We start from the raw sequence: 24,138 nt of genomic DNA, 5'->3' as shown, positions 1-24,138 counted from the left end.
AAAATGCGACATGTGTATGTAACCAGTATCGGCATGACTATTCGATCTACATATACTGACCTGGTTGTAACTGTTTCCAAAGAAGAATTTGCATCTGAGCTTTATCGTATAAGAAGGATTTTGTCACACTGACAGGATAAATAAAATGGCGACACCTAAGGGGTTAATACTCCAGCTTTACAAACATTGGGAGGTTATTGAAGCGTTGACCCGCCTGTCTCGGGAATGGGTAACCTTTGAAGAAGAGACCATTACTGGAATTATTAGAAAACTTCATTGCGCTCCTGATGGCGAATTCAGTAAGGCTTCGGAGGTGTTACATGATTTATGTAAAAACGACGTAGTTCAACATTTAGATCGTACATCGTCATTGCAGATAAATCCTGTAGTGCTTGAGTTCGTCAGAAATCTGACTCGCGAACATGAGTTAGGCTTGTCGTCGGTGCTAAAAGCCAGAGTGGAGGGAATTAAGCAGGCGATTATGCAGACTTCAGAAGGCTTATCCCCATTTAATTATGAACTTATTCGTCAAGGGGCAGCGCGTTTGTCTGAGTTGTTTCGACAAATAACTCTGCAACTGGAGGTTGATCGGCATGCCATCATGGATTTGGCCGAGCAAGCGAAGTCTGGTGATTCCGCTCAGCCTATTCAGTATCGCTATCGCGCGGTATTAGAGGCTTATGAACAATATATTGAACCGATGAACGAAATGATGGACGCCGGGATTTCAGGCACCTTTTATGTCTATCTGGAACAAGCAGAAAAAGTGCTTGATAAGGCTGTTGAAACAATAAATATCCAGGGCGGGCTTTATTCTCATCATCTGCAACTTCGGCATGTTGCTTATCAAGCCAAAGAATTGCAGCGGCTGGGACGGATCGTGGCACAGCAATGTGCCAGTACGTTATTACCTTTGCGGGAGGAACTAAGAGAACACAATAGTTTGTCGGCTGCGATTAGCTACCTGCTTGGGCAAGTACGCAAGCGGGGACTGACGAGGGGACTTTCCTCACGTCAAACCACTGAAGGATTACCGGTCTGGCGACTGGCGCGCCCGAGAAGAGCGGCTGCGGGTTATGAGATTCGGCAACTTATGGCTGAAGCCCTTGCCTACAAACCCCAGTTAATTGCATTCCCGGACGAAGTTGAATTTGATGATGCTTTGGTTGACGCAGTAGATGGAGAAGCAGTAAGGCTCCATCTTTTATCAAGCATACCAGTGGAAAACTTACTGATCTGGTTGCAGCAACACTATGGTGAATATAGTGATGCTACTTTGATACGGCTATATCACGAGTTAATCAGAGAGCCGGACTTGAAAGCGACATTCCACAGAGAATGTATCGAAACTGACCTGCATGAAATTCAGGTCCAATATTACCCTCATCGGATAGAACCATCATGAATGCTTTTGTCTCTCATTTGCAATCACTGACAGCGTTGAGTGAATTGTTTCGCTGGTTTCACAGTGGTAAACATCTTAACCGAGTAGCCGAGCCTGCTCTTTGGGCGGAGTTGGAGCGTGAGTCGGAAATATATCAGTCGCTGTTTTCTGCGCTGGGATTTAATCTGCGGATTTCTCAGCGAGGTTACGCCTGGTTCCATACTGATGAAGCAAACAATTCCGTTAATAAAACCAGCAGCCAGATCGCTCTGTTATTTATGTGTTTGTTCAATATACAGGCTGATACGGGGCAGCCTTTGTCACGCTTTGGGGACTGGCGTGTTGATAAAGAATTACTAACTAAAGCATATGAGCACCATCAGGAATTATTAGAAGCTGAAAGCCTCGATCCTGAGAAGCTTATCGCTGTGTTAGAAAGTGCCACCAGGTTAGGTTTTGTTATGCCACATAGCGGATACTGGCAATTACTTCCCGCCGTTAATCGCTATCTGGAACACTTTGAAACCTTGATGTCTTTAAATGACGATACCCTTGAGCAGTTAACGGCGAAAGGAAATGACCAGCCTGAGGATGAGGAGGAATATGTATGATCAAGTATGGGTTTGAGCGTTTAGTTCTGTTGGGAAGTGCAGGCTATCAGCGAGCGGAACTCCCTCTTGATGCATCAGTCTCACTTATCGCACCGAATAACACCGGGAAAACAAGCCTCATTAATGCGCTACAGTTTCTCTTGATTATAGATCAACGGGCAATGGATTTTGGTGCCTACGATCGTGAGAAATCACGGCGGTTTTACTTCCCCAATAATAGCTCTTATATTCTTTTACAAGCCTGCCTGCCACAGACGGGTACCATAGTGTTAGGATGCGTAGGCAAAGGCGTCAGTCATGATTACCAATATTTTGCCTATAAAGGTGAATTGGAACTTGATGATTATCGTTTAGATGATGGCAGCCTGGTGGCGGAGCCGCAGCTGGTGACTCATCTGGCCAGCCGCCAGAGGTTGGTCACGCTCTACAAACAACCCAGCGAATTTCGTGATGCTCTCTATGGCAGCAGAAAAAAACGCTCAGATAGCGAGCCCGATCTTACGCTGTTCCATCTTGAGTATCAGTCCGATGCTGAAGCCTATCGTCGGGTACTCACCCAAACTCTGCGTTTAGACAAACTCACTTCTGCGCATGTTAAAAAATATCTTCTTGAAATATTCAAGCGTGATCTGACTGATGCTTCCATTGATTTCAGGCAGGAGTGGGAAAAGGCTTTTAGTGAGGTAAATAAGGAGAGGGAACAGTACCACGCCGCTTTGGCTCAATCTAAACAGATTGAGACGCTGGCTGAGCAGGTTGAGTCCCGTCTGACTCTAAGAGGCAAGATTGTCGCCTGGCGTCCACGAATAGAAGCGTGTTTACAGCAGTGGCAAACGTATTACCAACACAGGATTGATGAGTTGGCGGAAAATGTGCGTCAGAGTAAGGAAGAAAAGGGACAACAGCACAATCGCTATAAAGATTTTATTCTTAAGGAGAATACAAAGCTCCAGGAGCTTGATGTGCTTATCAGGCAAAACAAACGGCAAGAAGAACTGGGGCAGCGATTTGCTTTATATGCTGGCAGAGAACAACTCTCCACGCAGCTCATTGCTTCTCAGGAGCGGCTTGAACAACAGATCACCTTGCTGGGGCAGGCTAAGAGTCGGGGCGTGAAAGCCATCAGGCTCGATTTGGAGCACAGGCATGGTGAGTGCCAGAACCTGAGAACGCAAAAGGAGACATTGGCTAACAATTTATATCGGCAGTTGTCGGATCATTTATCCCATCATGTGTTATCGCAGCTGAATAGATTATTACAACGCGGGGTCATGAGTTTAGGGCCCGAATCGTTTGAGCTGGATATTGTACGCTTACAACAGAACCTGGCGCACAGTCCTGAAGATGTTATTGAGCTGCCCGGTTTGCGAGTGAATCTGGCGGGTCTTGACCCCCAGTTTTTTCAAAAGAGTGAAGCAGAGCTGGATGAGCGGATCAGCGATATGGAGAGAGAAATAGCCAGCCTGAATGAGCAGCTTAAGGTTGCTGAAAAATGGTATGAAGCCGAAGCGTATAAGCAGAAACTTGAATTGGATAAGAAGCAACTGGAACAAGATTTGGCGGAGTATGACATCTGGCAACAGCTACTGACAGGTAGTACCGATCGCGCCACGCAGATAAAACAAATCAACAAGGAACTGGAGTTTCTTAAGGCTCAATTAGAAGAATCGCAAGCTTATGGGGAAAAGGTACAGAATAAAATTGATGTGCTTATTCAGGAACAAAATCAACTTACCTGGAAACACAAACGGATTGAATCGGAACGAAACAGTCGTGTAGATCAGGGCCGAATATTCAGTAATTTGAAAGAACTACCTCATCATCCCTGGTTTGGCGAATCCGCATGGAAACTGGAGGAGTTAGATGAGCGTTTGCAGAACTATCAGGCGGACTGTAGACAGTTGCAGGAATTGCATAATGCGCTACAGGCTGGATTACAATCGTTACATAGCGGCGGTCTTACTAAGTTCCAGTTCAGCGAAGGGGATGATGCGGAGTGGACAAAAATCCTCGATTTTCATCAGATATTGCCAAAAGAGAAGGAAGCACTCGAGAAGCGTGCACGCAGTGCGGTGATAAGCGTAGTGGCCAGTCTCAAGCAGCTCAAGCAAGGGCTGGAGGCGTTTAAAGGGAGGATGCGCGACTTCAACCGGCTAATTAGTCAACGTCAGTTGTCGGATCTAAAAGTATTTAAAATTGAAGCACGCGACGATATTGAACTAGTCAAAGCTATTGATGTGCTGCTCAGTACCGCAGCGCAAGTGGATAGCGGTGAGAATTTTGACTTATTTAATCAGCAAAGCATCCTTGACAACGATGACATGGATCGTGCCAAAAAATATCTCTTTGAGGTGGGTAACAGGCAGCAAGGATTGAGAGTAGAAGATCTGTTTTGTCTTGAATTTGTTATTGGTAAGCAGGACTTATCAGAAGAATCTTTTGAGGATATAGACAGCGCCGCATCACACGGCACTGTCTTAATGGCCAAATTAGTCACTGGGCTTGCGATGCTTTATTTAATGCAACATAAAGTAAAAAAAATCCGCACGGTATGTTATTTAGATGAAGCATTAGCTCTGGATTCACGTAATCAGAAAAGCTTAATTGATATTGCTGAGCAGTTCGGTTTCGCGCTGATTTGCGCTTCTCCTGCGCCCTTGATTACTGCTCGTTACTGTGTGCCTATCTATCACAGAGGGGGAAAAAATCATATTAATCGGAAAAACTGGCAGATTTTCTCACACCGGGAGCTGAACTCATGAGCCGGGCACTTATTGCTGCACTTGGTAAGCTTCGGCAGTCCACGGGAAATGGGCTTCAGGGTTCACAGTTAACACCTGGTCAGCGGCGAGCTCTTGAAAGTTTTGGTCAGGTAACTGGCAGTGTTTTAATGAAACCCAGGGGCAATGGGGTTATTTTTGAAGTAACTTTACCGATTGTGGTGGAACAGCAATGGCGGCAGTTGGTTCCGGTAGATAGAAATGAAGTCGACCTCACTCTGCCTGCCCGAACCCGTAATATTGCAACTACACGCAATAGTAAAAGTGCGGCGCATAGCCATCGTATTTCTTATCTATTGTTAAAAGCAGGAGCGGGGCAAGTCAGTTGGCAGAATGATGATAATCAGACGCTTAACTTACGTGATAGCACAGATCAGTTTGGCGCGGCTGCATTGGCCATTCAACAAGGAAATTCGTGGCACACACCTTATCCACTATGGCTGGTGGAGAACCAAATGTTGTTCGATCGACTGGACTGGCTTCCTTCAAAAGATCCATGTAGCGTAGCTTATTACAGCGGTCAGCTACCTAATAGTGTCATTAACTGGCTATCTCATTATCAGAGGGCCCCCGAGATCTGGTTTTTCCCGGATTATGATGGCGTGGGCTTACTGAATTATGCTCGCATCAAAGCAAAGCTAGGCAGTACCGTACGTATGTGGTTGATGCCCGATTGGCAAAAGCTCATATCTCAATTCGGTTGTGAATTACTTTGGCAGGATACTCAACGCGAGTTCAGGGCTATGCAATCACATATTGGCTCAGATAACTTTGAAATACCCGTAAAGCAAATTATTCATTTTATGCAAACAACGGGTAAAGCTTTGGAACAAGAAGCAGTCTGGTTAAGACTTAGCTAAAATAATCTTTCGCAGATAACCTTGGGTAAAGCCAGGTTGTTAGCTCCAGATGTTATCTATTATGCAATAAAGTTAAAGGTTACCAGTAAATTAAAACCTGACTGGTAAAGTAAAAAACCATCTGTTTCCAGATGGTTTTTTTAATTATTTGACTCGCTGTACTATGCCAGCGGGCATGCAATACATTGTTAACGCAACTATAAAAGCATTCTATCCATTAAACGTTAAACAGGAAGTTCATCACATCGCCATCTTTAACGATGTAATCTTTCCCTTCAGCACGCATCTTACCGGCTTCTTTTGCGCCTTGCTCACCCTTATAGGTGATGAAGTCTTCAAACGCGATTGTCTGCGCACGGATAAAGCCCTTCTCGAAGTCGGTGTGGATCTTACCCGCAGCCTGAGGAGCGGTCGCGCCAACAGGGATAGTCCATGCACGCACTTCTTTCACGCCAGCGGTGAAGTAAGTTTGCAGGTTCAGCAGTTCGTAACCGGCGCGGATCACACGGTTCAGACCTGGCTCTTCCAGACCCAGCTCGGCCATGAACTCTTCACGGTCGGCATCGTCCAACTCGGCGATATCAGATTCCACCGCAGCACAGACAGCCACAACCACAGAGCCTTCGGCCGCCGCGATTTCGCGCACTTTGTCGAGGTATGGGTTGTTTTCGAAACCGTCTTCATTGACGTTAGCGATGTACATGGTTGGCTTCAGGGTCAGGAAGCTCAGGTATTTGATCGCCGCTTTGTCTTCTTCGGTCAGGTTTTTCAGCGCGCGCAGCATGCCGGCGTTTTCCAGCTGTGGCAGACATTTTTCCAGCGCAGCCTGTTCCGCTTTCGCGTCTTTGTCGCCGCCTTTGGCTTTCTTCTGCACGCGGTGCAGGGCGCGCTCGCAGGTGTCGAGGTCAGACAGCGCCAGCTCGGTGTTGATGACTTCGATATCGTCAGCGGGATCCACTTTGTTGTTCACGTGGATGATGTTGTCGTTTTCAAAGCAACGCACCACGTGACCGATGGCTTCGGTTTCACGGATGTTGGTCAGGAACTGGTTGCCCAGGCCTTCACCTTTGGATGCGCCTTTAACCAGACCAGCGATGTCCACGAACTCCATGGTGGTTGGCAGAATGCGCTGCGGCTTAACGATCTCAGCCAGCTGGTCCAGACGCGGATCGGGCATTGGCACGACACCGGTGTTTGGCTCGATGGTGCAGAACGGGAAGTTAGCTGCTTCGATGCCCGCTTTAGTCAGCGCGTTAAACAGGGTGGATTTGCCAACGTTAGGCAGACCAACGATACCGCATTTGAATCCCATTTCTGAATCACCTTAATATCTTGATATTCAACACGTTAACATTAACGAGTCGAAGAAAAGTAAATAACTTTGCCTATTATACACGTAACCCGCAGCCTGCGGGGCAAAAAAGGCGTCTCGCGCCGGTTATTGCGCTTTGAAAGCGTGCAGACGGTTGGTGGCCTTGGTTAAGCCATCCTGCAGCCAGATTTCAGTGCAACGCACCGCTTCGTCTACCGCCTCGTCGATCAGCTTCTGTTCTGAAGCCGGGGGTTTACCGAGGACAAAGCCGACAACTTTGTTTTTATCGCCCGGATGACCAATACCGACGCGCAAACGGTGAAAATTGGGGTTATTGCCCAGTTTGCTGATGATGTCTTTTAAGCCGTTATGCCCGCCATGACCGCCGCCGAGTTTGAATTTCGCCACGCCCGGCGGCAGATCCAGCTCGTCGTGGGCCACCAGGATCTCATCCGGGTTAATACGGTAGAAGGTCGCCAGCGCGGCAACGGCTTTGCCGCTTAAGTTCATAAACGTGGTCGGCACCAGCAGACGCACATCGGCTCCGGCCAGATTCACGCGTGAGGTATAGCCGAAGAATTTCGGTTCCTCGCGCAGGGGAGCGCGCAACCGCTCGGCCAGCAGATCAACATACCAGGCGCCCGCATTGTGGCGGGTGGCCGCATATTCCGCGCCGGGGTTGGCCAGGCCGACAATCAGTTTAATCGTCACGTTTTGGTTCCTGAAAGTGCTAAGTCTGGCGCGTAGTGTACTGTCTGCCGCGTCGCTTGACAAAATTCTGCGCGCCGTCACGGTGAATCAGAATAATACCGTCTCTGAACCATTAGAATTTCATGCTACTCAAAGGCTTATTTGTAAAGTTTTGTTGCTCCGATGTGCGTAAATGTGATCCCTCACGCAATCAGCAAAAGGGGTGTTGTCTATACTTTACACACAAGGATTAGGGAGATTATTTCCCTGCAACCCAAAAGTTCCGGAGGTGACATATGAAACGCAGCAACGCTTCGTTACTCGGTAACGTGCTAATGGGGTTGGGATTGGTGGTCATGGTTGTTGGCGTCGGTTATTCCATTTTAAACCAGCTGCCGCAACTTGACCTGCCGCAATATTTTGCACATGGTGCGGTGCTGAGCATCTTTCTGGGTGCTGTATTGTGGCTGGCGGGTGCCCGCGTCAGCGGTCATGAGCAGGTCTGCGACAGATACTGGTGGGTGCGCCACTACGATAAGCGCTGCCGTCGCGATCAGCATAAGCACAGTTAATGTGCGAACCCAATGAATACCGAAACGGCTCCCTCTGGAGTCGTTTTTTTTTGCATCATCTATTGACCCTCACGTAACGTAAGGCTCCAGAGTGACGCCACTGGCACAAGAAGGAGCCGTTATGTTAATTCAGGTCGGGGAACTGGCGAAACGCGCCGGGATCACCGTGCGCACCTTGCACCATTATGAGCAAACAGGGTTGTTGCTGCCTTCTGCCAGAAGCGCGGCAGGGTACCGGCTCTACAATCTGGCCGATGTTCAGCGTCTGCATATGATTCAGGCGCTGGCAAAGGCAGGGCTGGAACTTGCTGAAATCAGGGACTTTCTGGAGAAAGATTCACTCTCGCTATCGGAACTGCTCGAGGCGCAAATCCACCTGCTGGACAAGCAGGTGCGCAGCATCACCACGCTGCGCGACCGGCTTGTGGCGTTGCGCACCGGGCTCGATGCCCATGAGGATCTCGATCTGGAGTCCTGGCTACAGACTCTGGAGTTGATGAATATGTACGATCGCTGGTTTAGCAAAGACGAGTTGCAGCAGTTACCGTTTGCGCAACACAAGGAGGCGCTGGCGGATATCTGGGCCGCTCTGGTTGTGGAGGTGAAAAACCTGCTGGAGAACGACGTTACGGTTTCCGATCCCCGGGCGAGGGATCTGGCTACGCGTTGGATGGTTCGCCTCGAGCAGGATACGGCGGGCAAACCGGAGTTTCTCAACCGTCTCAACGAGATGCACAGCGTTGAGCCGCAGATGCGCGAACAAACGGGCATCACGGCGGAGATGACGGATTACATTACGCGGGCGTTTGCCGAATCAAAGCTCATCATCTGGGAAAACTATCTCACGCCGGAGGAGATGGCCTTCACCCGGGCGCACTATTTTGATCGCATGATGGAGTGGCCACCGCTGGTAGCGAAGCTGCACCGGGCACGGTCGGAGGCGTTAGATCCGGCATCCGACGCCGCGCAACAGCTGGCCGAAAACTGGCTGGCGCTGTTCCAGTCTTACGCCGGAACTGACCCAGTGACGCAGCAAAAATTCCGCCAGGCGATGCAGCAGGAGCCGCATCTGATGAAGGGTACCTGGATGACGCCTGCTGTGCTTGAGTGGCTCCAGCAGGCGATTGGCATCATGATGCAGCGGCGGATGTCACAGATCCGCTAACGCTGCCTCGCGGTTCGGATAGAACGCCAGACGACCGGCAATGGGTTGCACCCCTGCGCGCGCCATGGTGCGCAGGGGCTGGAACTCGAGATTGCTCACCCGCAGTTCACAGCCTTCCGGCAGGCGTTGCACAAACCGCTGGAAAGCGTCCAGCCCGCCCGCATCCAGTACCGGAACCGCATCCCATTTCAGTACCACAATTCGTTTCCCCGCGATGCGCGACTCGAGATCGCTGAACAGGCCCTCGGCGGCGGCAAAGAACAGTGGGCCGATCACCCGCAATACCAGCACGTCGTCAGGCACCGTCACGTTGACCGTCGCCAGGCGGGTCATACGGGCAATGCGGCGCATAAACAGCAGCGAGGCCAGCACAATCCCGACGCTTATCGCAATTACCATGTCAAAGAGCACGGTCAGCGACATGCAGATGAGCATCACGATGATGTCGTCCTTCGGCGCGCGGCGCAGCAGGTTCACCACTTTATGCGCCTCGCTCATGTTCCATGCCACCATCAGCAGCAGGGCCGCCATCGCCGACAGCGGCAGCCACGAGAGCAGGGGAGCCAGCACCAGCAGGGCGAGGATCACCAGTATCGAGTGGATCACCGCCGAGACCGGGGAGGTTGCGCCGGCGCGCACGTTCGCCGCCGAGCGGGCGATGGCTGCAGTGGCGGTGATCCCGCCGAAGAACGGCGCGATGATATTGCCCAGCCCCTGGCCGACCAGCTCGCTGTTGGCTTTATGTTTGGTGCCGGTCATGCCGTCCAGTACGACCGCGCAGAGCAGGGACTCAATCGCCCCCAGCATCGCCATCGAAAAGGCGGCAGGCAGCAGGGCGCGCAGAGAGTCCCAGCTCAGGGTGAAGCTGGAGCCGGGCATATTCCACGGCAGCACTAGCTGCGGCAGAAGCTGCGGGACACCGTTACCCTGCGAGCCATCTGCCAGCACATAGTGGAACTGCGAGCCGATGGTGGCGACGTGTCCGCCCAGCAGATTAACTACCCCCATAACCGCACAACCCAGCAGCAGGGCGGGCAGATGTCCCGGCAGGCGGATGCCCAGTCGCGGCCAGAGGATCAGCGTGCCCAGCGTTACCACGCCGATCGCCGCATCGCCCAGGTTTGCTGTCGGCAGCGCCATGATGAGCGCCCCCACTTTTTGCAGGTAATGCTCCGGCACGTGGGCCATCTGCAGGCCGAGGAAATCCTTGATCTGCATGGTACCGATGGTGATGCCGATCCCGGAGGTAAAGCCCAGGGTCACGGAAAGTGGAATGTACTCAATCAGCCTGCCAAAACGCGCCAGGCCGAACAAAATCAAAAATACCCCGGACATCAGGGTCGCCACCAGCAACCCGGCGAGGCCAAACTGCTGGGAAACCGGATAGAGGATCACCACAAAGGCGGCGGTCGGTCCGGAGACGCTGAAGCGCGACCCGCCGGTCAGGGCGATGACAATCCCGGCGACGGCAGCGGTGTACAGGCCGTATTGCGGTGCCACGCCGCTGCCAATCGCCAGCGCCATCGCCAGCGGAATGGCAATGATACCAACGGTGATCCCGGCAATCAGGTCACGGGTAAAGCGTGACAGGGTGTATTTCTCTTTCCAGCAGGCGTCGATGAGGGCGCGGAAGGGCAGAACATGAGAGGAAGCGTTTTTCACAATCATCATCCATGTGCGCATCATCTGTCATATCAATGGCAGGTGAAGGAGGCATTAATCATACAAATAAATACCACAGACAAAAAAACCCGCCGTAGCGGGTTTTCAGACTGCGTCCGATTAGTGTTCGAACATTGCAGAGATGGATTCTTCGTTGCTGATACGACGAATCGCTTCGGCCAGCATCCCGGACAGGGTCAAAGTACGCACGTTTGGCAGCGCTTTGATTTCGTCGCTCAGTGGGATGGTGTCACACACCACAACTTCATCAATGACGGAGTTGCGCAGGTTGTTCACTGCATTGCCGGAGAAGATCGGGTGAGTTGCGTAAGCGAATACGCGTTTTGCACCACGCTCTTTCAGCGCTTCGGCGGCTTTGCACAGAGTGCCGCCGGTGTCGATCATGTCGTCAACCAGCACGCAGTCACGGCCAGCGACGTCACCGATGATATGCATCACCTGAGAAACGTTAGCGCGTGGACGACGTTTGTCGATGATCGCCATGTCGGTATCGTTAAGCAGTTTGGCGATAGCGCGTGCGCGAACCACGCCGCCGATGTCCGGAGAAACCACAATCGGGTTGTCCAGGTTCAGCTGCAGCATGTCTTCCAGCAGGATTGGGCTGCCGAATACGTTATCAACCGGAACGTCAAAGAAGCCCTGGATCTGCTCGGCATGCAGGTCAACCGTCAGAACGCGGTCAACGCCAACACTGGAGAGGAAGTCAGCAACAACTTTAGCGGTAATTGGCACACGTGCGGAACGGACGCGACGGTCCTGACGGGCATAACCAAAGTAAGGAATAACAGCAGTGATACGGCCAGCGGAAGCACGGCGCAGGGCATCGACCATGACAACCAGTTCCATCAGGTTATCGTTAGTTGGAGCACAGGTGGACTGGATGATGAAAATATCACCACCGCGTACATTTTCGTTAATTTGTACGCTGACTTCGCCATCGCTAAAGCGACCTACGGCGGCGTCGCCAAGAGAAGTGTACAGGCGGTTGGCAATACGTTGTGCTAGTTCCGGGGTGGCGTTACCAGCAAAAAGCTTCATATCAGGCACGAGAAGAACCTCAGGCATGCGTCCAGTGGTGGATAGTTCGCCGTAAACTGTGCGGGCCAGGCGAATGCTATCCAGGCGGTGTATTAAAGAGCGCGATGCAACGTCTGGAACAGGGTGACGTTGTCACCGAAACTCAGATTGCGCCAGAATGGCCTGCTGCAGCGGGGAGATGTTCATACCACGCGCTACGAAACCATGCAGCCACTCTGGAGCCAGCTCGAGCACCTGACGTGCAGCGGATTCCGTATCAAATTCAGCAAAGACACAGGCCCCTGTGCCAGTCAGGCGCGACGGCGCGTATTCTAACAGCCAGGAAAGCGCGACATCAACCTCGCGAAAACGTTTTCTTGCGATATCCTCGCAATCGTTGCTGAATTCACAGTTTAATAACGTTTCTATTGACCTTATTGGCGTATCGCGCGGAAGGTCCGGATCTTTAAAGATAACCGGGGTCGGAATGCTGACCCCCGGGTGGGCCACCAGATACCATTTTTCCGCGGGTTCTGCCGGGGAGAGGATCTCGCCCACCCCTTCAGCAAAGGCCGCATGTCCGCGGACAAACACCGGCACGTCGGCCCCGAGCGTCAGCCCGAGCGCGGCCAGTTCATCCACCGTGAGAGCGCAGCCCCACAGGTGGTTGAGCACCACCAGCACGGTGGCGGCGTTAGATGATCCGCCGCCGAGCCCGCCGCCCATCGGCAGCCGTTTCTCAACGCTGATATCCGCGCCGCTGCCCGCTGGCAGACGTCCGGATTGTTGCGCGGCGCGCATCAGCAGACGGGCGGCGCGCACGATCAGGTTATCCTCATCGGCCACGCCTTCGACCGGCGTCAGCAGACAGATTTCTCCGTCCTGACGCAGTTCAATGGAAATCGTGTCGCCATAGTCAACAAACTGAAACAGCGTCTGCAGGGTGTGATACCCGTCAGCACGCTGGCCGGTAATGTATAAAAACAGGTTCAGTTTTGCGGGCGAAGGCCAGTGGGTCATCATTTGACAATCCAGTTATCCATTTTCAGCTTGATGCGCTGGCTGCCTTCGGTCAGTTCCAGGCTGGACGGCAGGGCCGGTTTGCTGTTGCTGTCGTAGCCGCCGTACACCACTTTCCAGGTTTTGCCGTTCTGGCTGTAGTTCACCTCGCTCAGGCGATACTGGTCGTCGAGCTTATAGTCGGTGGCGTCGCCCGGCAGGCCGAGGATCCACTGGCGCAGGCTGGTGATCGGAATCGGCATCCCGGTCAGCTTGCCGATCATCTCTTCGGCATCGGTACCGGTATATTTCTGCCCTTTATTGTCGGTGACCTGGGCGCTGCCAGGCTGGGCAATCAGCTCCATCTCCGTGCTGCCAAGCGGGTTCAGCAGCAGCAGGCGATAGCGATCCTGGCCGGTTTGCTGCCAGAAGAAGCGGGCGTAGACCTTCTGCTGATCCGACAGATAAGCAAAGGCGCCGCGGGTCTGATATTGGCTTAATGTGCGCACTTCCTGTTGATGCTGGCGCCACTGCGGTGAGTCCGGGCTTTTACCTGGCCCTTTAGGCGGCGTAATGGAACATGCGGTCAGCACCAGCGCGGCCAGGGGCAGCAGGCGAATCAGTCTGGTCATAATGAGGACAAATCCTTGAGATACGTGGCAGTTATAGTTCTTAATGCTAGCGCCCGGTAGCGGGAGCGTCTACGCTCAAGTTGTCCTAAATCATCAAATTAACGGTTAATAACAACTAATAACCTATTACTCCGAAAGGGTGCAGTCTCTTTTATTGATCTCGCGCATCCTGTATGATGCGGCCTGCTAACCTTATTAACGCTGGTACTACTCCCGCTCATATGACCCTTTTAGCACTCGGTATTAACCACAAAACAGCCCCGGTATCACTGCGAGAACGTGTGACGTTTTCGCCGGACACGCTCGACCAGGCGCTGGACAGTCTGCTTGCCCAGCCGATGGTGCAGGGGGGCGTGGTGTTGTCAACGTGCAACCGTACTGAGCTCTATCTCAGCGTTGAAGAGCAGGACAACCTGCACGAAGCGCTGGTCCGCTGGTTATGCGAGTACCACAACCTGAACGAAGAAGAGCTGCGCAACAGCCTGTACTGGCATCAGGATAACGATGCGGTCAGCCATTTGATGCGCGTGGCCAGCGGGCTCGATTCGCTGGTGCTGGGCGAGCCGCAGATCCTCGGTCAGGTGAAAAAAGCCTTTGCCGATTCGCAAAAAGGCCACCTTAAGGCCAGCGAGCTGGAACGCATGTTCCAGAAATCCTTCTCCGTCGCCAAGCGAGTGCGAACCGAAACCGACATTGGCGCCAGTGCCGTTTCGGTTGCTTTCGCCGCCTGTACCCTGGCGCGACAAATCTTTGAATCGCTCTCCACGGTCTCTGTGCTGCTGGTGGGCGCGGGCGAAACCATCGAGCTGGTGGCGCGCCATCTGCGTGAACACAAAGTTAAAAAGATGATGATCGCCAACCGCACCCGCGAACGCGCTCAGGTGCTGGCGGATGAAGTGGGGGCAGAAGTGATCGCCCTCAGCGACATCGACGCCCGTCTGAGCGAAGCGGATATCATCATCAGCTCCACCGCCAGCCCGCTGCCGATCATCGGTAAAGGCATGGTGGAGCGCGCTCTGAAGTCCCGCCGTAATCAGCCGATGCTGCTGGTGGATATCGCCGTTCCGCGCGATGTCGAGCCCGACGTCGGCAAGCTGGCGAATGCCTATCTGTACAGCGTAGACGATCTGCAAAGCATCATTTCGCACAACCTTGCCCAGCGTAAAGCGGCAGCGGTACAGGCGGAAACGATCGTTGAGCAGGAAACCAGCGAATTTATGGCCTGGCTGCGCGCGCAAAGCGTCAGCGAGACCATTCGCGAGTACCGCGGTCAGGCGGAACAGGTCCGTAATGAACTGACTGCCAAAGCGATGGCGGCCCTCGAGCAGGGCGGCGATCCGCAGGTCATCATGCAGGAACTGGCATGGAAACTGACCAATCGCCTGATCCATGCCCCAACCAAATCACTTCAACAGGCCGCCCGTGACGGGGACGACGAACGCCTGAACATTCTGCGCGACAGCCTCGGGCTGGAATAGCGCGCCATACCCATTTTATTATTATAAGGTGCACTTACGCCTATGAAGCCCTCTATCGTCGCCAAACTGGAAGCATTGCACGAGCGCCATGAAGAAGTTCAGGCGCTGCTTGGCGATGCCGCAACCATTGCCGACCAGGAACGTTTTCGCGCCCTGTCGCGTGAATACGCGCAATTAAGCGATGTTTCAAAATGCTTTACCGACTGGCAACAGGTTCAGGAAGATATCGAAACCGCGCAGATGATGCTCGACGATCCGGAAATGCGCGAGATGGCGCAGGAAGAGTTGCAGGACGCCAAAGTCCGCGCGGAAGAGATGGAGCAACAGCTGCAGGTGCTGCTGCTGCCGAAAGATCCGGACGATGAACGCAACGCCTTTGTAGAAGTCCGCGCCGGAACCGGCGGGGATGAAGCGGCCCTGTTTGCCGGGGATCTGTTCCGCATGTACAGCCGCTATGCCGAATCCCGCCGCTGGCGCGTGGAGATCATGAGCGCCAACGAAGGCGAACATGGCGGCTATAAAGAGGTCATCGCTAAAATCAGCGGTGACGGCGTATACGGTCGCCTGAAGTTTGAATCCGGCGGTCACCGCGTGCAGCGCGTACCGGCCACCGAATCACAGGGGCGTATCCACACCTCCGCCTGCACCGTGGCGGTGATGCCTGAGCTGCCGGAAGCCGAACTGCCGGACATCAACCCGGCGGATCTGCGTATCGACACCTTCCGCTCCTCCGGAGCCGGCGGTCAGCACGTTAACACCACCGATTCCGCGATCCGTATTACCCACCTGCCAACCGGCATTGTGGTTGAGTGCCAGGACGAGCGTTCCCAGCACAAAAACAAAGCCAAAGCGCTGTCGGTGCTGGGGGCGCGTATTCATGCGGCAGAGATGGCAAAACGCCAGCAGGCCGAAGCCTCTACCCGTCGCAACCTGCTGGGCAGCGGCGATCGCAGCGATCGCAACCGTACCTACAACTTCCCGCAGGGCCGCGTGACCGATCACCGCATCAACCTGACCCTCTACCGTCTGGATGAGACCATGGAAGGCAAGCTGGATTCCCTGATCGAACCTATCGTGCAGGAGTACCAGGCCGATCAGCTGGCGGCGCTGGCAGAGCAGGATTAATGGATTTCCAGCACTGGCTACAGCAGGCGATTAGCGGGCTGGCGGGCGGTGAGAGCCCCCGTCGCGATGCGGAGATCCTGCTGGAGCATGTGACGGGCAAAGCACGCACGTATATTCTCGCCTTTGGCGAAACGCAGCTTAATGCCGATCAGCAGGCTCAGCTTGACGACCTCCTGGCCCGCCGCAAGGCCGGCGAGCCGGTGGCCCACCTGGTGGGTGAGCGTGAGTTCTGGTCGCTGCCGCTGTATGTCTCCGCGGCGACCCTTATCCCCCGTCCCGACACCGAGTGTCTGGTGGAGCAGGCACTGGCGAGACTGCCCGCCACGCCCGCGCGCATTCTGGATTTAGGCACCGGCACCGGGGCCATCGCTCTGGCGCTGGCCAGTGAGCGCCCGGATTGTCAGGTCACCGCCGTGGATGTCATGCCCGATGCGGTGGCGCTGGCACAGCGTAATCTTGCGCGTCTGGCGCTGCCAAACGTCACGGTGCTGCACAGCAGCTGGTTCACCGCGCTCGACGATCGGCAGTTTGAGACCATCGTCAGCAACCCGCCCTACATCGATGAAGCCGATCCGCATCTCGCTGAAGGCGATGTGCGCTTCGAGCCGCGCAGCGCGCTGGTCGCTGCCGATCATGGCCTGGCCGATCTCAGCCATATCATTACTCAGTCCCGTCAGCATCTGGTGAGCGGCGGCTGGCTTCTGCTGGAACACGGCTGGACGCAGGGCGAAGCGGTGCGGGCACTCTTCCTGCAGGCCGGTTTTGAACGCGTCGAAACCTGTCGCGATTATGGCAGCAATGAGCGTCTGACCGTGGGCAAGCTGCCATGAATAGCTTCTCCGTGCTGATCGCCCTGCATCTGACCGCCGTCACCCTGACCATCAGCTTTTTCGCGCTGCGTTACTGGTGGCGTTACAGCAATAATCAGCTGATTAACGCCCGCTGGGTGCGGGTGCTGCCGCACTGCATCGACACCGTACTCTTTGTGTCGGGCGCGGGGCTGATGTGGGTGACTGGCTATCTGCCGTTCACCGATGACGGCGCATGGCTGACTGAGAAGCTGTTTGGCGTTATCATCTACATCGTTTTGGGTTTTATTGCGCTGGGACGTCATCGTCCGCGCAGCCAGCAGGTGGGGTTTATCGCCTTTCTGCTGGGGCTGGTGGTGCTGTACATCATCATTAAACTCGCCACCACAAGAATACCGTTACTGGGGTAAGTCATGGAGTCCTTGGCCGATTTCGAATTTAACAAAGTGCCGTTGTGCGATGGAATGATCAAAGTATCAGAGATGATCCGTGATGATTTCATTTCACAATACGTCTACGACGAGCTGGAGAATCTGGTGAGTCTGGCGCGTGAAGAGATAAGTCAGGCGCGCCCGCAGGACTGGCAACTGGAGAAACTGATTGAGCTGTTCTACGGCGAATGGGGCTTTAGCGACACGCGTGGCGTGTATCGCCTCTCCGATGCGCTGTGGCTCGATCAGGTACTGAAAAACCGTCAGGGTAGCGCTGTCTCCCTGGGGGCCATTTTATTATGGGTGGCGCACCGCCTGGATATCCCGCTGGTGCCGGTCATCTTCCCGACGCAGATGCTGCTGCGCGCCGAGTGGCTGGACGGTGAAATGTGGTTAATTAACCCGTTCAACGGCGACACCCTTGACGATCACACGCTGGACGTCTGGCTGAAGGGCAATATCAGCCCGATGGCCGAACTGTACAACGAAGATCTGGACGAAGCGGATAACGCTGAAGTGGTGCGCAAGCTGCTGGACACCTTAAAATCGGCGCTGATGGAAGAGCGGCAGATGGAGCTGGCGCTGCGTGCCAGCGAGGTGCTGTTGCAGTTTAACCCGGAAGACCCGTATGAGATCCGCGATCGCGGTCTGATCTACGTCCAGCTCGAGTGCGACCACGTCGCGCTGACGGATTTGAGTTATTTCGTTGAGCAGTGCCCGGAAGATCCGATCAGCGAGATGATCCGCGCGCAGATTAATTCCATCGCGCATAAACAGATTACACTGCATTAATCTTAACTCCGATTCACCCTGAATAAGGCGATCCTATGAAACAAAAAGTGGTTAGCATTGGCGATATCAACGTGGCGAACGACCTGCCGTTCGTGCTGTTCGGCGGCATGAACGTTCTGGAATCCCGCGATCTCGCGATGCGTATCTGCGAACATTACGTGACCGTGACCCAGAAGCTGGGTATCCCGTATGTGTTCAAAGCCTCTTTTGACAAAGCCAACCGCTCCTCTATTCACTCTTACCGTGGCCCCGGCCTGGAAGAGGGGATGAAGATTTTCCAGGAGCTGAAGCAGACTTTTGGCGTGAAAGTGATCACCGACGTGCATGAAGCCAGCCAGGCGCAGCCTGTGGCTGACGTTGTTGACGTGATCCAGCTGCCGGCGTTCCTCGCCCGTCAGACCGACCTGGTTGAAGCGATGGCGAAAACCGGCGCGGTCATCAACGTGAAAAAACCGCAGTTTGTAAGCCCTGGCCAGATGGGGAACATCGTCGACAAGTTTATCGAAGGCGGTAACGATCAGGTGATCCTGTGCGACCGTGGCGCTAACTTCGGTTATGACAACCTGGTGGTCGACATGCTGGGCTTCAGCGTGATGAAGAACGTCTCTAACCAGTCGCCGGTGATCTTCGACGTAACCCACGCTCTGCAGTGCCGCGACCCGTTTGGCGCCGCCTCCGGTGGCCGTCGTGCACAGGTGACCGAACTGGCGCGCGCCGGTATGGCAACCGGTCTGGCGGGTCTGTTTATCGAAGCGCACCCGGATCCAGCCAACGCGAAATGCGACGGCCCATCCGCACTGCCGCTGGATAAGCTGGAGCCGTTCCTGAAACAGATCAAAGCGATTGACGACCTGGTTAAGAACTTTGAAGAGCTGGATACCAGCAACTAATAAAAAAACCCGCTTCGGCGGGTTTTTTTATGCCCAGCGGCGCTGCGCTTGCGCGGGCCTACGGGTTCAGTTGTAGGCCGGGTAAGGCGTAGCCGCCACCCGGCATTACCGCATCACGCAAATATCGTCATCAGATAGGCTGCAAACAACGCCATATGCGCCGCGCCGTTGAGCACATTGGTGCGCCCGGTTGAAAACGAAATCTGGCACAGCAACAGCGACGCCACCATCACAATCATCTCCGGTGCCCCCAGGCTAAACACCAGGTCATTGCCGGTGATGAAGGCAATCAGCGTCACCACCGGAACCGTCAGGGAGATGGTCGCCAGTACCGACCCAAAGAACAGGTTCATCGCGCGCTGCACCTGATTGTTCAGCACCGCACGCAGCGCTCCCAGCCCTTCCGGGGAGAGGATTAACAGCGCCACCAGGAAGCCGGTAAAGGCTACCGGCGCGTTCAGCTCGGTCAACAGCGTTTCCAGCGGGTTCGCATTCATCTTGGTGACCGCGATAACCGCAATCAGATGCACGATCAGCCAGACGGTATGCCACAGGCTGCTGTGTGCGGACGGCTTGCCGTGGTGCGGATCGTCGTCGTCGCTCTCGTCTTCGTGCTCATAGACGAACAGGCTCTGGTGCGTTTTGGTCTGAATGAGAAGGAAAACGCCGTACATCGCCGCAGAAATCAGCGCCACCAGCAGGGCCTGGCCGGTAGTGAAGTTAGCGCCCGGCAGCGCCATCGGGAACACCAGCACGATAATCGCCAGCGGGAAGAGGGCGATCAGATACTGCTTAATACCAAACAGATTCATGTACTGGGTGGCGAATTTGCGTCCGCCCAGCAGCAGTGAGAAGCCGACCAGCCCTCCGGTCACAATCATAATGATGGAGTAGAGCGTATCACGCATCAGGGTGGGAGCCGCATCACCGGTCGCCATCAGTGCGGAAATGAGGCTCACTTCGAGAATAACGACGGAAAGACTTAAAATCAGCGAGCCGTAGGGCTCTCCCAGACGGTGGGCCAGCACGTCGGCATGGCGAACAACGCTGAAGGCGCTACTGAGAATACCAACAAGTGCCAGGACATTAATCCCGATAACCACTGGCAGTGACTGACTACTTCCCCAGAAGAGCAGCACGGCCAGTGCCAGCACCGGGAAAATGAGAGAGGTCTCCTTATGACGGGTTTTCACCGTCTCGTGTGCGGTTGTCATGTAGTTCTCCAGAGTTGCAGGTGCTTGTCATTATAGATAGAAAAAGAGGACGTTAAATTAACAGATTGCCGCAGGTTACTGATTATATTTTACTTAATTTTACGGTTCGAGGTGATTTTAAGTCGAAAACGACATAATAAGATATTTCCGTTAAATATATCCTTAATAACAGTAAATTAAATAAAATCATTATCCGATTATTAATTTGACTGGAAGCCTCCGGCATTGTCTACCACACTTATTAATTGATTAAAAATAGGGGGTTGATATGCCATACAAATCGAAAACTGATTTACCGGACAATGTTCAGCACGTGCTGCCGGCCCACGCGCAGGATATTTATAAAGAAGCTTTCAACAGCGCCTGGGATCAATACAAGGATGAAGAGGACCGCCGGGGCGATGCCAGTCGGGAGGAGACCGCGCACCGCGTGGCCTGGGCGGCAGTGAAGAATGACTATGAGAAGGGCGATGATGACAAGTGGCACAAGAAGAAATAGCGCCTGCCTGATTGCCTGTGCTTAATAGTTTGCACCCTGCGCTTTGACTTTTAAGGCGGTTGCGCTGTCCATCTGTTGCACCCGGCAAAATTATTGCATATCGTCACGGTACTGCTTTCTAATTGAGCAGTAAAAAGACCTGGAAGGTTCATAAAAGTGTGGGCAGGGAAGCAGGCAGTGGCGGAGGTGCACTATGTTAACGCGTGATTTTCTTATGAAGGCCGACTGTAAAACGGCCTTTGGTGCGATTGAAGAATCGCTTCTGTGGTCAGCCGAACAACGGGCGGCATCGCTGGCAGCAACGCTTGCCTGCCGTCCCGACAACGGTCCGGTGTGGCTCTTCGGCTACGGCTCGCTGATGTGGAACCCGGCGCTGGAGTTTGTCGAATCGGCAACCGGAACCCTGCCGGGCTGGCACCGCGCCTTCTGTCTGCGCCTGACCGCCGGTCGCGGTAGCGCCTGCCAGCCGGGGCGCATGCTTGCACTGAAAGAGGGCGGACGCACCACCGGGGTGGCCTATCGCCTGCCGGATACCACGCTGGAAGAGGAGCTGGCCCTGCTGTGGAAGCGCGAGATGATCACCGGCTGCTATATGCCGAGCTGGTGCAAGCTGGAACTCGATGACGGACGCACCGTCAATGCGCTGGTGTTCATTATGGATCCGCGCCATCCGCTGTTTGAAGCCGATACCCGGGCGCAGGTGATTGCCCCGCTGATTGCGGCGGCCAGCGGCCCGCTCGGCACTAACGCGCAGTACCTGTTCTCGCTCGATCAGGAGCTGACGCGGCTGGGCATGCGGGATGACTGTCTGAATGAGCTGGTGTCGCGCGTGCGGGCCTTGCTTGATGGCGCCCAGCCCGATAACCCGCTGAATGCGAGCTTCGCCTGAAAAAACGCCCGGTGGCTTTGCAGCGTACCGGGCGATTGCTCATCAGGCGGCGACGTAGCTGATGGAGTGCTCAAGCGACTGGCTGTGGCTGTCGATGAGCACCTCCCAGGTGCCGGTGTAGGGCACCGTGAGCCAGGCGCTGTCCCTGTTCTGCACGCTCAGAATATCCGCCTGCGTTTTACGTGCTGCTTTGTTACTCATCAGATGAATATGACAGCGCTCCGAGCAGCGCACCACCACCGTATCCCCGCCAAACAACTTCAGACTTGCTTTTACCAGTGCCATTTTTTACCCCGTATCTCAAAACAACGCTCTCCTTGCGGCCAATCCTGAGCGTGATGTTGTTCACAATTCACTCATGGCATAACACCAAAGGGGAAGGTCGGGGGTGCTGATTTTGATCAAAAAATGGCATAACCCTTAAACAAAAATGACAATATGCCTGAAAGCTTTCAGCGGACACCGCTTTACACCGCTTTCAGGCAGCGGATTAACATTAAATGCGGAAATGTCCGGCGGTTTCAGCCAGCTCGCCTGCCTGACCCTGCAGGGCGCTTGCCGCGGCGGCCGACTGCACCACCAGTTCGGCGTTCTGCTGCACCATGCTGTCCAGATGCGTCACCGCCCGGTTGATCTCCTGAATGCCTTTCATCTGCTCGCTGGTAGCGACGGTGATCTCCCGCATGATCCCCGACATACTGCCGATGCTGGTGACGATCTCATCCATGCTCTGTCCCGCCAGATGCACATAGCGTGAACCGGTCGCCACGCTGTCGGTGGTGGAGTCGATCAGGCTTTTGATCTCTTTTGCCGCCTGGGCGCTGCGGCTGGCGAGATTACGCACTTCACCTGCCACCACCGCAAAACCACGACCCTGTTCACCTGCACGCGCGGCTTCAACCGAGGCATTCAATGCCAGGATATTGGTCTGGAAGGCGATACCGTCGATCACGCTGGTGATATCGCCAATTTTAGTCGAGGCGGCTTCGATGGACTGCATGGTGGTGATCGCCTGGGAGACGACGCTGCCGCCGCGGGTTGCTGCCTCTGAGGCTTTGCCCGCCTGCTCGTTGGCGATGGCGGCCGATTCGGTCGACTGGGCGACGGAGGCAGTGATCTGCTCCACGGCGCTGGCGGTTTCGCGCAGGCTGGAGGCGGCCCGCTCGGTGCGGCCAGAGAGATCCTGGTTACCGGCGGCGATCTCCTGGGCGGCGTTTTTCACCGAGGCGCTGGCGTCGCGCAGCTGTACCATTACCACCGAAAGTTTGTCGCTGAAGGCGTTAAAGGCATGGGCGATCTGTGCCACCTCATCCTCGCCTTTCTCCGGCAGACGCTGAGAGAGATCGTTGGTGCCGTTGGCGATGGCGTGCATCGCATCGCGAATATCCGACAGGCGTTTAAGCAGACGGGCGATCACGAAGTGAACCACGACGGCGCTGAGCAGCACCAGGATCACCAGCGACAGGGAGGAGGCCTTCAGCAGGGTGCGCATCCCGGAGGTGGCATCATTGCTGTCGAGGGCGACAATCAGCTGCCACTGGGTGCCGGCAATCGGGGTGGCGGCAAAGGTTTTGGTCGCGTCGTTGAACTGGCCTTCGGCGCTCTTACCGCTCTTGAGGACATTCAGATCGACGCCGCTGATGACATCGGTAAAGGCTTTCAGGGTCAGGGCAGGGTCGTTGGCGGCGATCACCGTCCCGTCGCTGTCAATCAACAGCCCGCTGCTGGCCGGGGTCGGACGAATACCGCGCACGTTGGCGATCACGCTGTCCATCGCTACGTCACCCGCCAGCACCCCTTTCAGCTCGCCGTTCTCTTTCACCGGCACGGCAAAGGTGACCACCAGCTTTTTGGTGCCGGTATCGACATAAGGCGCGGTGACGATGGCACGATCTTCTTTCACCGCCTGCTGATACCAGGGACGTATGGTGGGATCGTAGTCGGCAGGTACGCCGTCAGGATTGGAGAACTTCGCGGTTTTGCTGGCATAACCTACATAGACGTTGATAAACCCGCCCGCCTGCGCCAGCTGTTTGAACATCGGTACCGGATCGTCGCTCAGGGCGACGTTCTGCAGGGAGTTGATTACCGCGGTTTTGCTGTTGACCCAGTCACCAATCGCCAGGCTGTGGCTGGCGCTGGTGCTGGCCAGCATGTCGCGTTGCGACTGTTGATTGTCCTGACGCGTGACCTGGAAATTAATCACGGTGTTCAGAAGGAGCGCGGCGATCAGACATCCGACCGTCGCCGCAATAATACGAGCGCGAATTGACCTGAACATAAATGTAATACCTGCTGTGTTGTTG

The 24,138-nt window shown here is 54.5% G+C and carries 23 protein-coding genes; 14 read left to right on the top strand and 9 right to left on the bottom strand.

What is annotated here, in order from left to right; translation table 11 throughout:
• Positions 1-145: 145 nt before the first annotated feature.
• The 4 genes from ACP4QI_RS12945 to ACP4QI_RS12930 are packed head-to-tail and all read left to right on the top strand — an operon-like array spanning position 146 to position 5,635.
• Positions 146-1,405 carry a hypothetical protein gene (locus tag ACP4QI_RS12945; RefSeq protein ID WP_285125852.1) on the top strand — a complete coding sequence of 420 codons (1,260 nt, stop codon included), beginning with the start codon at positions 146-148 and terminating at the stop codon, positions 1,403-1,405.
• Positions 1,402-1,995 (top strand): condensin complex protein MksE, encoded by a 594-nt coding sequence (locus ACP4QI_RS12940; RefSeq protein WP_285125851.1) that lies wholly within the window; start codon positions 1,402-1,404, stop codon positions 1,993-1,995. The genes ACP4QI_RS12945 and ACP4QI_RS12940 overlap by 4 nt, the downstream gene beginning before the upstream one ends.
• Positions 1,992-4,757 carry a hypothetical protein gene (locus ACP4QI_RS12935; RefSeq protein WP_426495352.1) on the top strand — a complete coding sequence of 922 codons (2,766 nt, stop codon included), beginning with the start codon at positions 1,992-1,994 and terminating at the stop codon, positions 4,755-4,757. Before ACP4QI_RS12940 ends, ACP4QI_RS12935 begins: the two co-directional genes overlap by 4 nt.
• Positions 4,754-5,635, top strand: coding sequence for a hypothetical protein (locus ACP4QI_RS12930; RefSeq protein WP_285128818.1), 882 nt, complete (start codon positions 4,754-4,756; stop codon positions 5,633-5,635). The genes ACP4QI_RS12935 and ACP4QI_RS12930 overlap by 4 nt, the downstream gene beginning before the upstream one ends.
• A gap of 217 nt (positions 5,636-5,852) precedes the next feature.
• On the opposite strand, the gene ychF is transcribed toward ACP4QI_RS12930, so the two are convergent.
• Positions 5,853-6,947, bottom strand: a complete 1,095-nt coding sequence (gene ychF / locus ACP4QI_RS12925; protein WP_032611353.1) for a redox-regulated ATPase YchF — start codon at positions 6,945-6,947, stop codon at positions 5,853-5,855.
• A 126-nt stretch (positions 6,948-7,073) separates the two neighbouring features.
• Positions 7,074-7,658 (bottom strand): aminoacyl-tRNA hydrolase, encoded by a 585-nt coding sequence (pth, locus tag ACP4QI_RS12920; protein WP_156263988.1) that lies wholly within the window; start codon positions 7,656-7,658, stop codon positions 7,074-7,076.
• A 275-nt stretch (positions 7,659-7,933) separates the two neighbouring features.
• Here pth and ychH point away from each other — a divergent pair, with 275 nt between their 5' ends.
• Together ychH and ACP4QI_RS12910 are read left to right on the top strand one after the other, a co-directional pair.
• Entirely contained in the window at positions 7,934-8,209 is a 276-nt protein-coding gene (gene ychH, locus ACP4QI_RS12915; protein WP_142489866.1) for a stress-induced protein YchH, read from the top strand.
• 121 nt (positions 8,210-8,330) lie between these two features.
• Complete coding sequence (locus ACP4QI_RS12910) at positions 8,331-9,374, top strand: MerR family transcriptional regulator (protein ID WP_426495353.1); 1,044 nt, start codon at positions 8,331-8,333, stop codon at positions 9,372-9,374.
• Here ACP4QI_RS12910 and dauA read toward each other — a convergent pair.
• From dauA to lolB, 4 genes are all read right to left on the bottom strand, one after another.
• Complete coding sequence (gene dauA / locus ACP4QI_RS12905) at positions 9,360-11,036, bottom strand: C4-dicarboxylic acid transporter DauA (protein WP_426495354.1); 1,677 nt, start codon at positions 11,034-11,036, stop codon at positions 9,360-9,362. The two genes, ACP4QI_RS12910 and dauA, sit on opposite strands and share 15 nt — an antisense overlap.
• A gap of 120 nt (positions 11,037-11,156) precedes the next feature.
• Positions 11,157-12,104, bottom strand: a complete 948-nt coding sequence (gene prs / locus ACP4QI_RS12900) for a ribose-phosphate diphosphokinase (RefSeq protein ID WP_003856663.1) — start codon at positions 12,102-12,104, stop codon at positions 11,157-11,159.
• A 123-nt stretch (positions 12,105-12,227) separates the two neighbouring features.
• Positions 12,228-13,097, bottom strand: coding sequence for a 4-(cytidine 5'-diphospho)-2-C-methyl-D-erythritol kinase (gene ispE, locus ACP4QI_RS12895; protein WP_426495355.1), 870 nt, complete (start codon positions 13,095-13,097; stop codon positions 12,228-12,230).
• On the bottom strand, positions 13,094-13,705 hold the full coding sequence (gene lolB / locus ACP4QI_RS12890; RefSeq protein WP_142489863.1) for a lipoprotein insertase outer membrane protein LolB: 612 nt from the start codon (positions 13,703-13,705) through the stop codon (positions 13,094-13,096). The genes ispE and lolB overlap by 4 nt, the downstream gene beginning before the upstream one ends.
• A gap of 221 nt (positions 13,706-13,926) precedes the next feature.
• Between lolB and hemA the strand changes: the two genes are divergently transcribed.
• Genes hemA through kdsA form a run of 6 tightly spaced genes read left to right on the top strand, consistent with a single transcriptional unit; the run spans position 13,927 to position 19,230 of the window.
• The gene (gene hemA, locus ACP4QI_RS12885) at positions 13,927-15,183 is read left to right on the top strand and encodes a glutamyl-tRNA reductase (RefSeq protein WP_142489862.1); all 1,257 of its coding nucleotides are present in this window, start codon (positions 13,927-13,929) and stop codon (positions 15,181-15,183) included.
• A gap of 42 nt (positions 15,184-15,225) precedes the next feature.
• The gene (prfA, locus tag ACP4QI_RS12880) at positions 15,226-16,308 is read left to right on the top strand and encodes a peptide chain release factor 1 (RefSeq protein ID WP_106993217.1); all 1,083 of its coding nucleotides are present in this window, start codon (positions 15,226-15,228) and stop codon (positions 16,306-16,308) included.
• Positions 16,308-17,138: a peptide chain release factor N(5)-glutamine methyltransferase gene (gene prmC / locus ACP4QI_RS12875; RefSeq protein WP_285128822.1), complete on the top strand. Its 831-nt coding sequence runs from the start codon at positions 16,308-16,310 to the stop codon at positions 17,136-17,138. Before prfA ends, prmC begins: the two co-directional genes overlap by 1 nt.
• Positions 17,135-17,527 (top strand): invasion regulator SirB2, encoded by a 393-nt coding sequence (gene sirB2, locus ACP4QI_RS12870; RefSeq protein WP_142489860.1) that lies wholly within the window; start codon positions 17,135-17,137, stop codon positions 17,525-17,527. Before prmC ends, sirB2 begins: the two co-directional genes overlap by 4 nt.
• Positions 17,528-17,530: 3 nt before the next feature.
• Entirely contained in the window at positions 17,531-18,340 is an 810-nt protein-coding gene (gene sirB1 / locus ACP4QI_RS12865; protein WP_142489859.1) for an invasion regulator SirB1, read from the top strand.
• A 35-nt stretch (positions 18,341-18,375) separates the two neighbouring features.
• On the top strand, positions 18,376-19,230 hold the full coding sequence (kdsA, locus tag ACP4QI_RS12860) for a 3-deoxy-8-phosphooctulonate synthase (protein ID WP_142489858.1): 855 nt from the start codon (positions 18,376-18,378) through the stop codon (positions 19,228-19,230).
• Positions 19,231-19,343: 113 nt separating this feature from the next.
• Here kdsA and chaA read toward each other — a convergent pair whose 3' ends face one another.
• Complete coding sequence (chaA, locus tag ACP4QI_RS12855; RefSeq protein ID WP_142489857.1) at positions 19,344-20,444, bottom strand: sodium-potassium/proton antiporter ChaA; 1,101 nt, start codon at positions 20,442-20,444, stop codon at positions 19,344-19,346.
• A gap of 268 nt (positions 20,445-20,712) precedes the next feature.
• On the opposite strand from chaA, the gene chaB reads away from it, so the two are divergent.
• A complete protein-coding gene (chaB, locus tag ACP4QI_RS12850; protein ID WP_142489856.1) occupies positions 20,713-20,943 on the top strand; it encodes a putative cation transport regulator ChaB in 231 nt (76 codons plus the stop codon).
• Positions 20,944-21,136: 193 nt separating this feature from the next.
• A complete protein-coding gene (locus tag ACP4QI_RS12845; RefSeq protein WP_156263984.1) occupies positions 21,137-21,832 on the top strand; it encodes a gamma-glutamylcyclotransferase in 696 nt (231 codons plus the stop codon).
• A 42-nt stretch (positions 21,833-21,874) separates the two neighbouring features.
• Here ACP4QI_RS12845 and ACP4QI_RS12840 read toward each other — a convergent pair whose 3' ends face one another.
• Complete coding sequence (locus ACP4QI_RS12840; RefSeq protein ID WP_142489854.1) at positions 21,875-22,117, bottom strand: DUF1883 domain-containing protein; 243 nt, start codon at positions 22,115-22,117, stop codon at positions 21,875-21,877.
• Positions 22,118-22,328: 211 nt separating this feature from the next.
• Positions 22,329-24,113: a methyl-accepting chemotaxis protein gene (locus ACP4QI_RS12835; RefSeq protein ID WP_285128823.1), complete on the bottom strand. Its 1,785-nt coding sequence runs from the start codon at positions 24,111-24,113 to the stop codon at positions 22,329-22,331.
• Positions 24,114-24,138: the final 25 nt, after the last annotated feature.

Origin of the sequence: Leclercia sp. TB492, assembly GCF_049974505.2 — a bacterium.
GTDB classification, from domain to species: domain Bacteria; phylum Pseudomonadota; class Gammaproteobacteria; order Enterobacterales; family Enterobacteriaceae; genus Enterobacter; species Enterobacter adecarboxylatus_C.
This window is presented reverse-complemented; position numbering and strand designations above follow the sequence as displayed.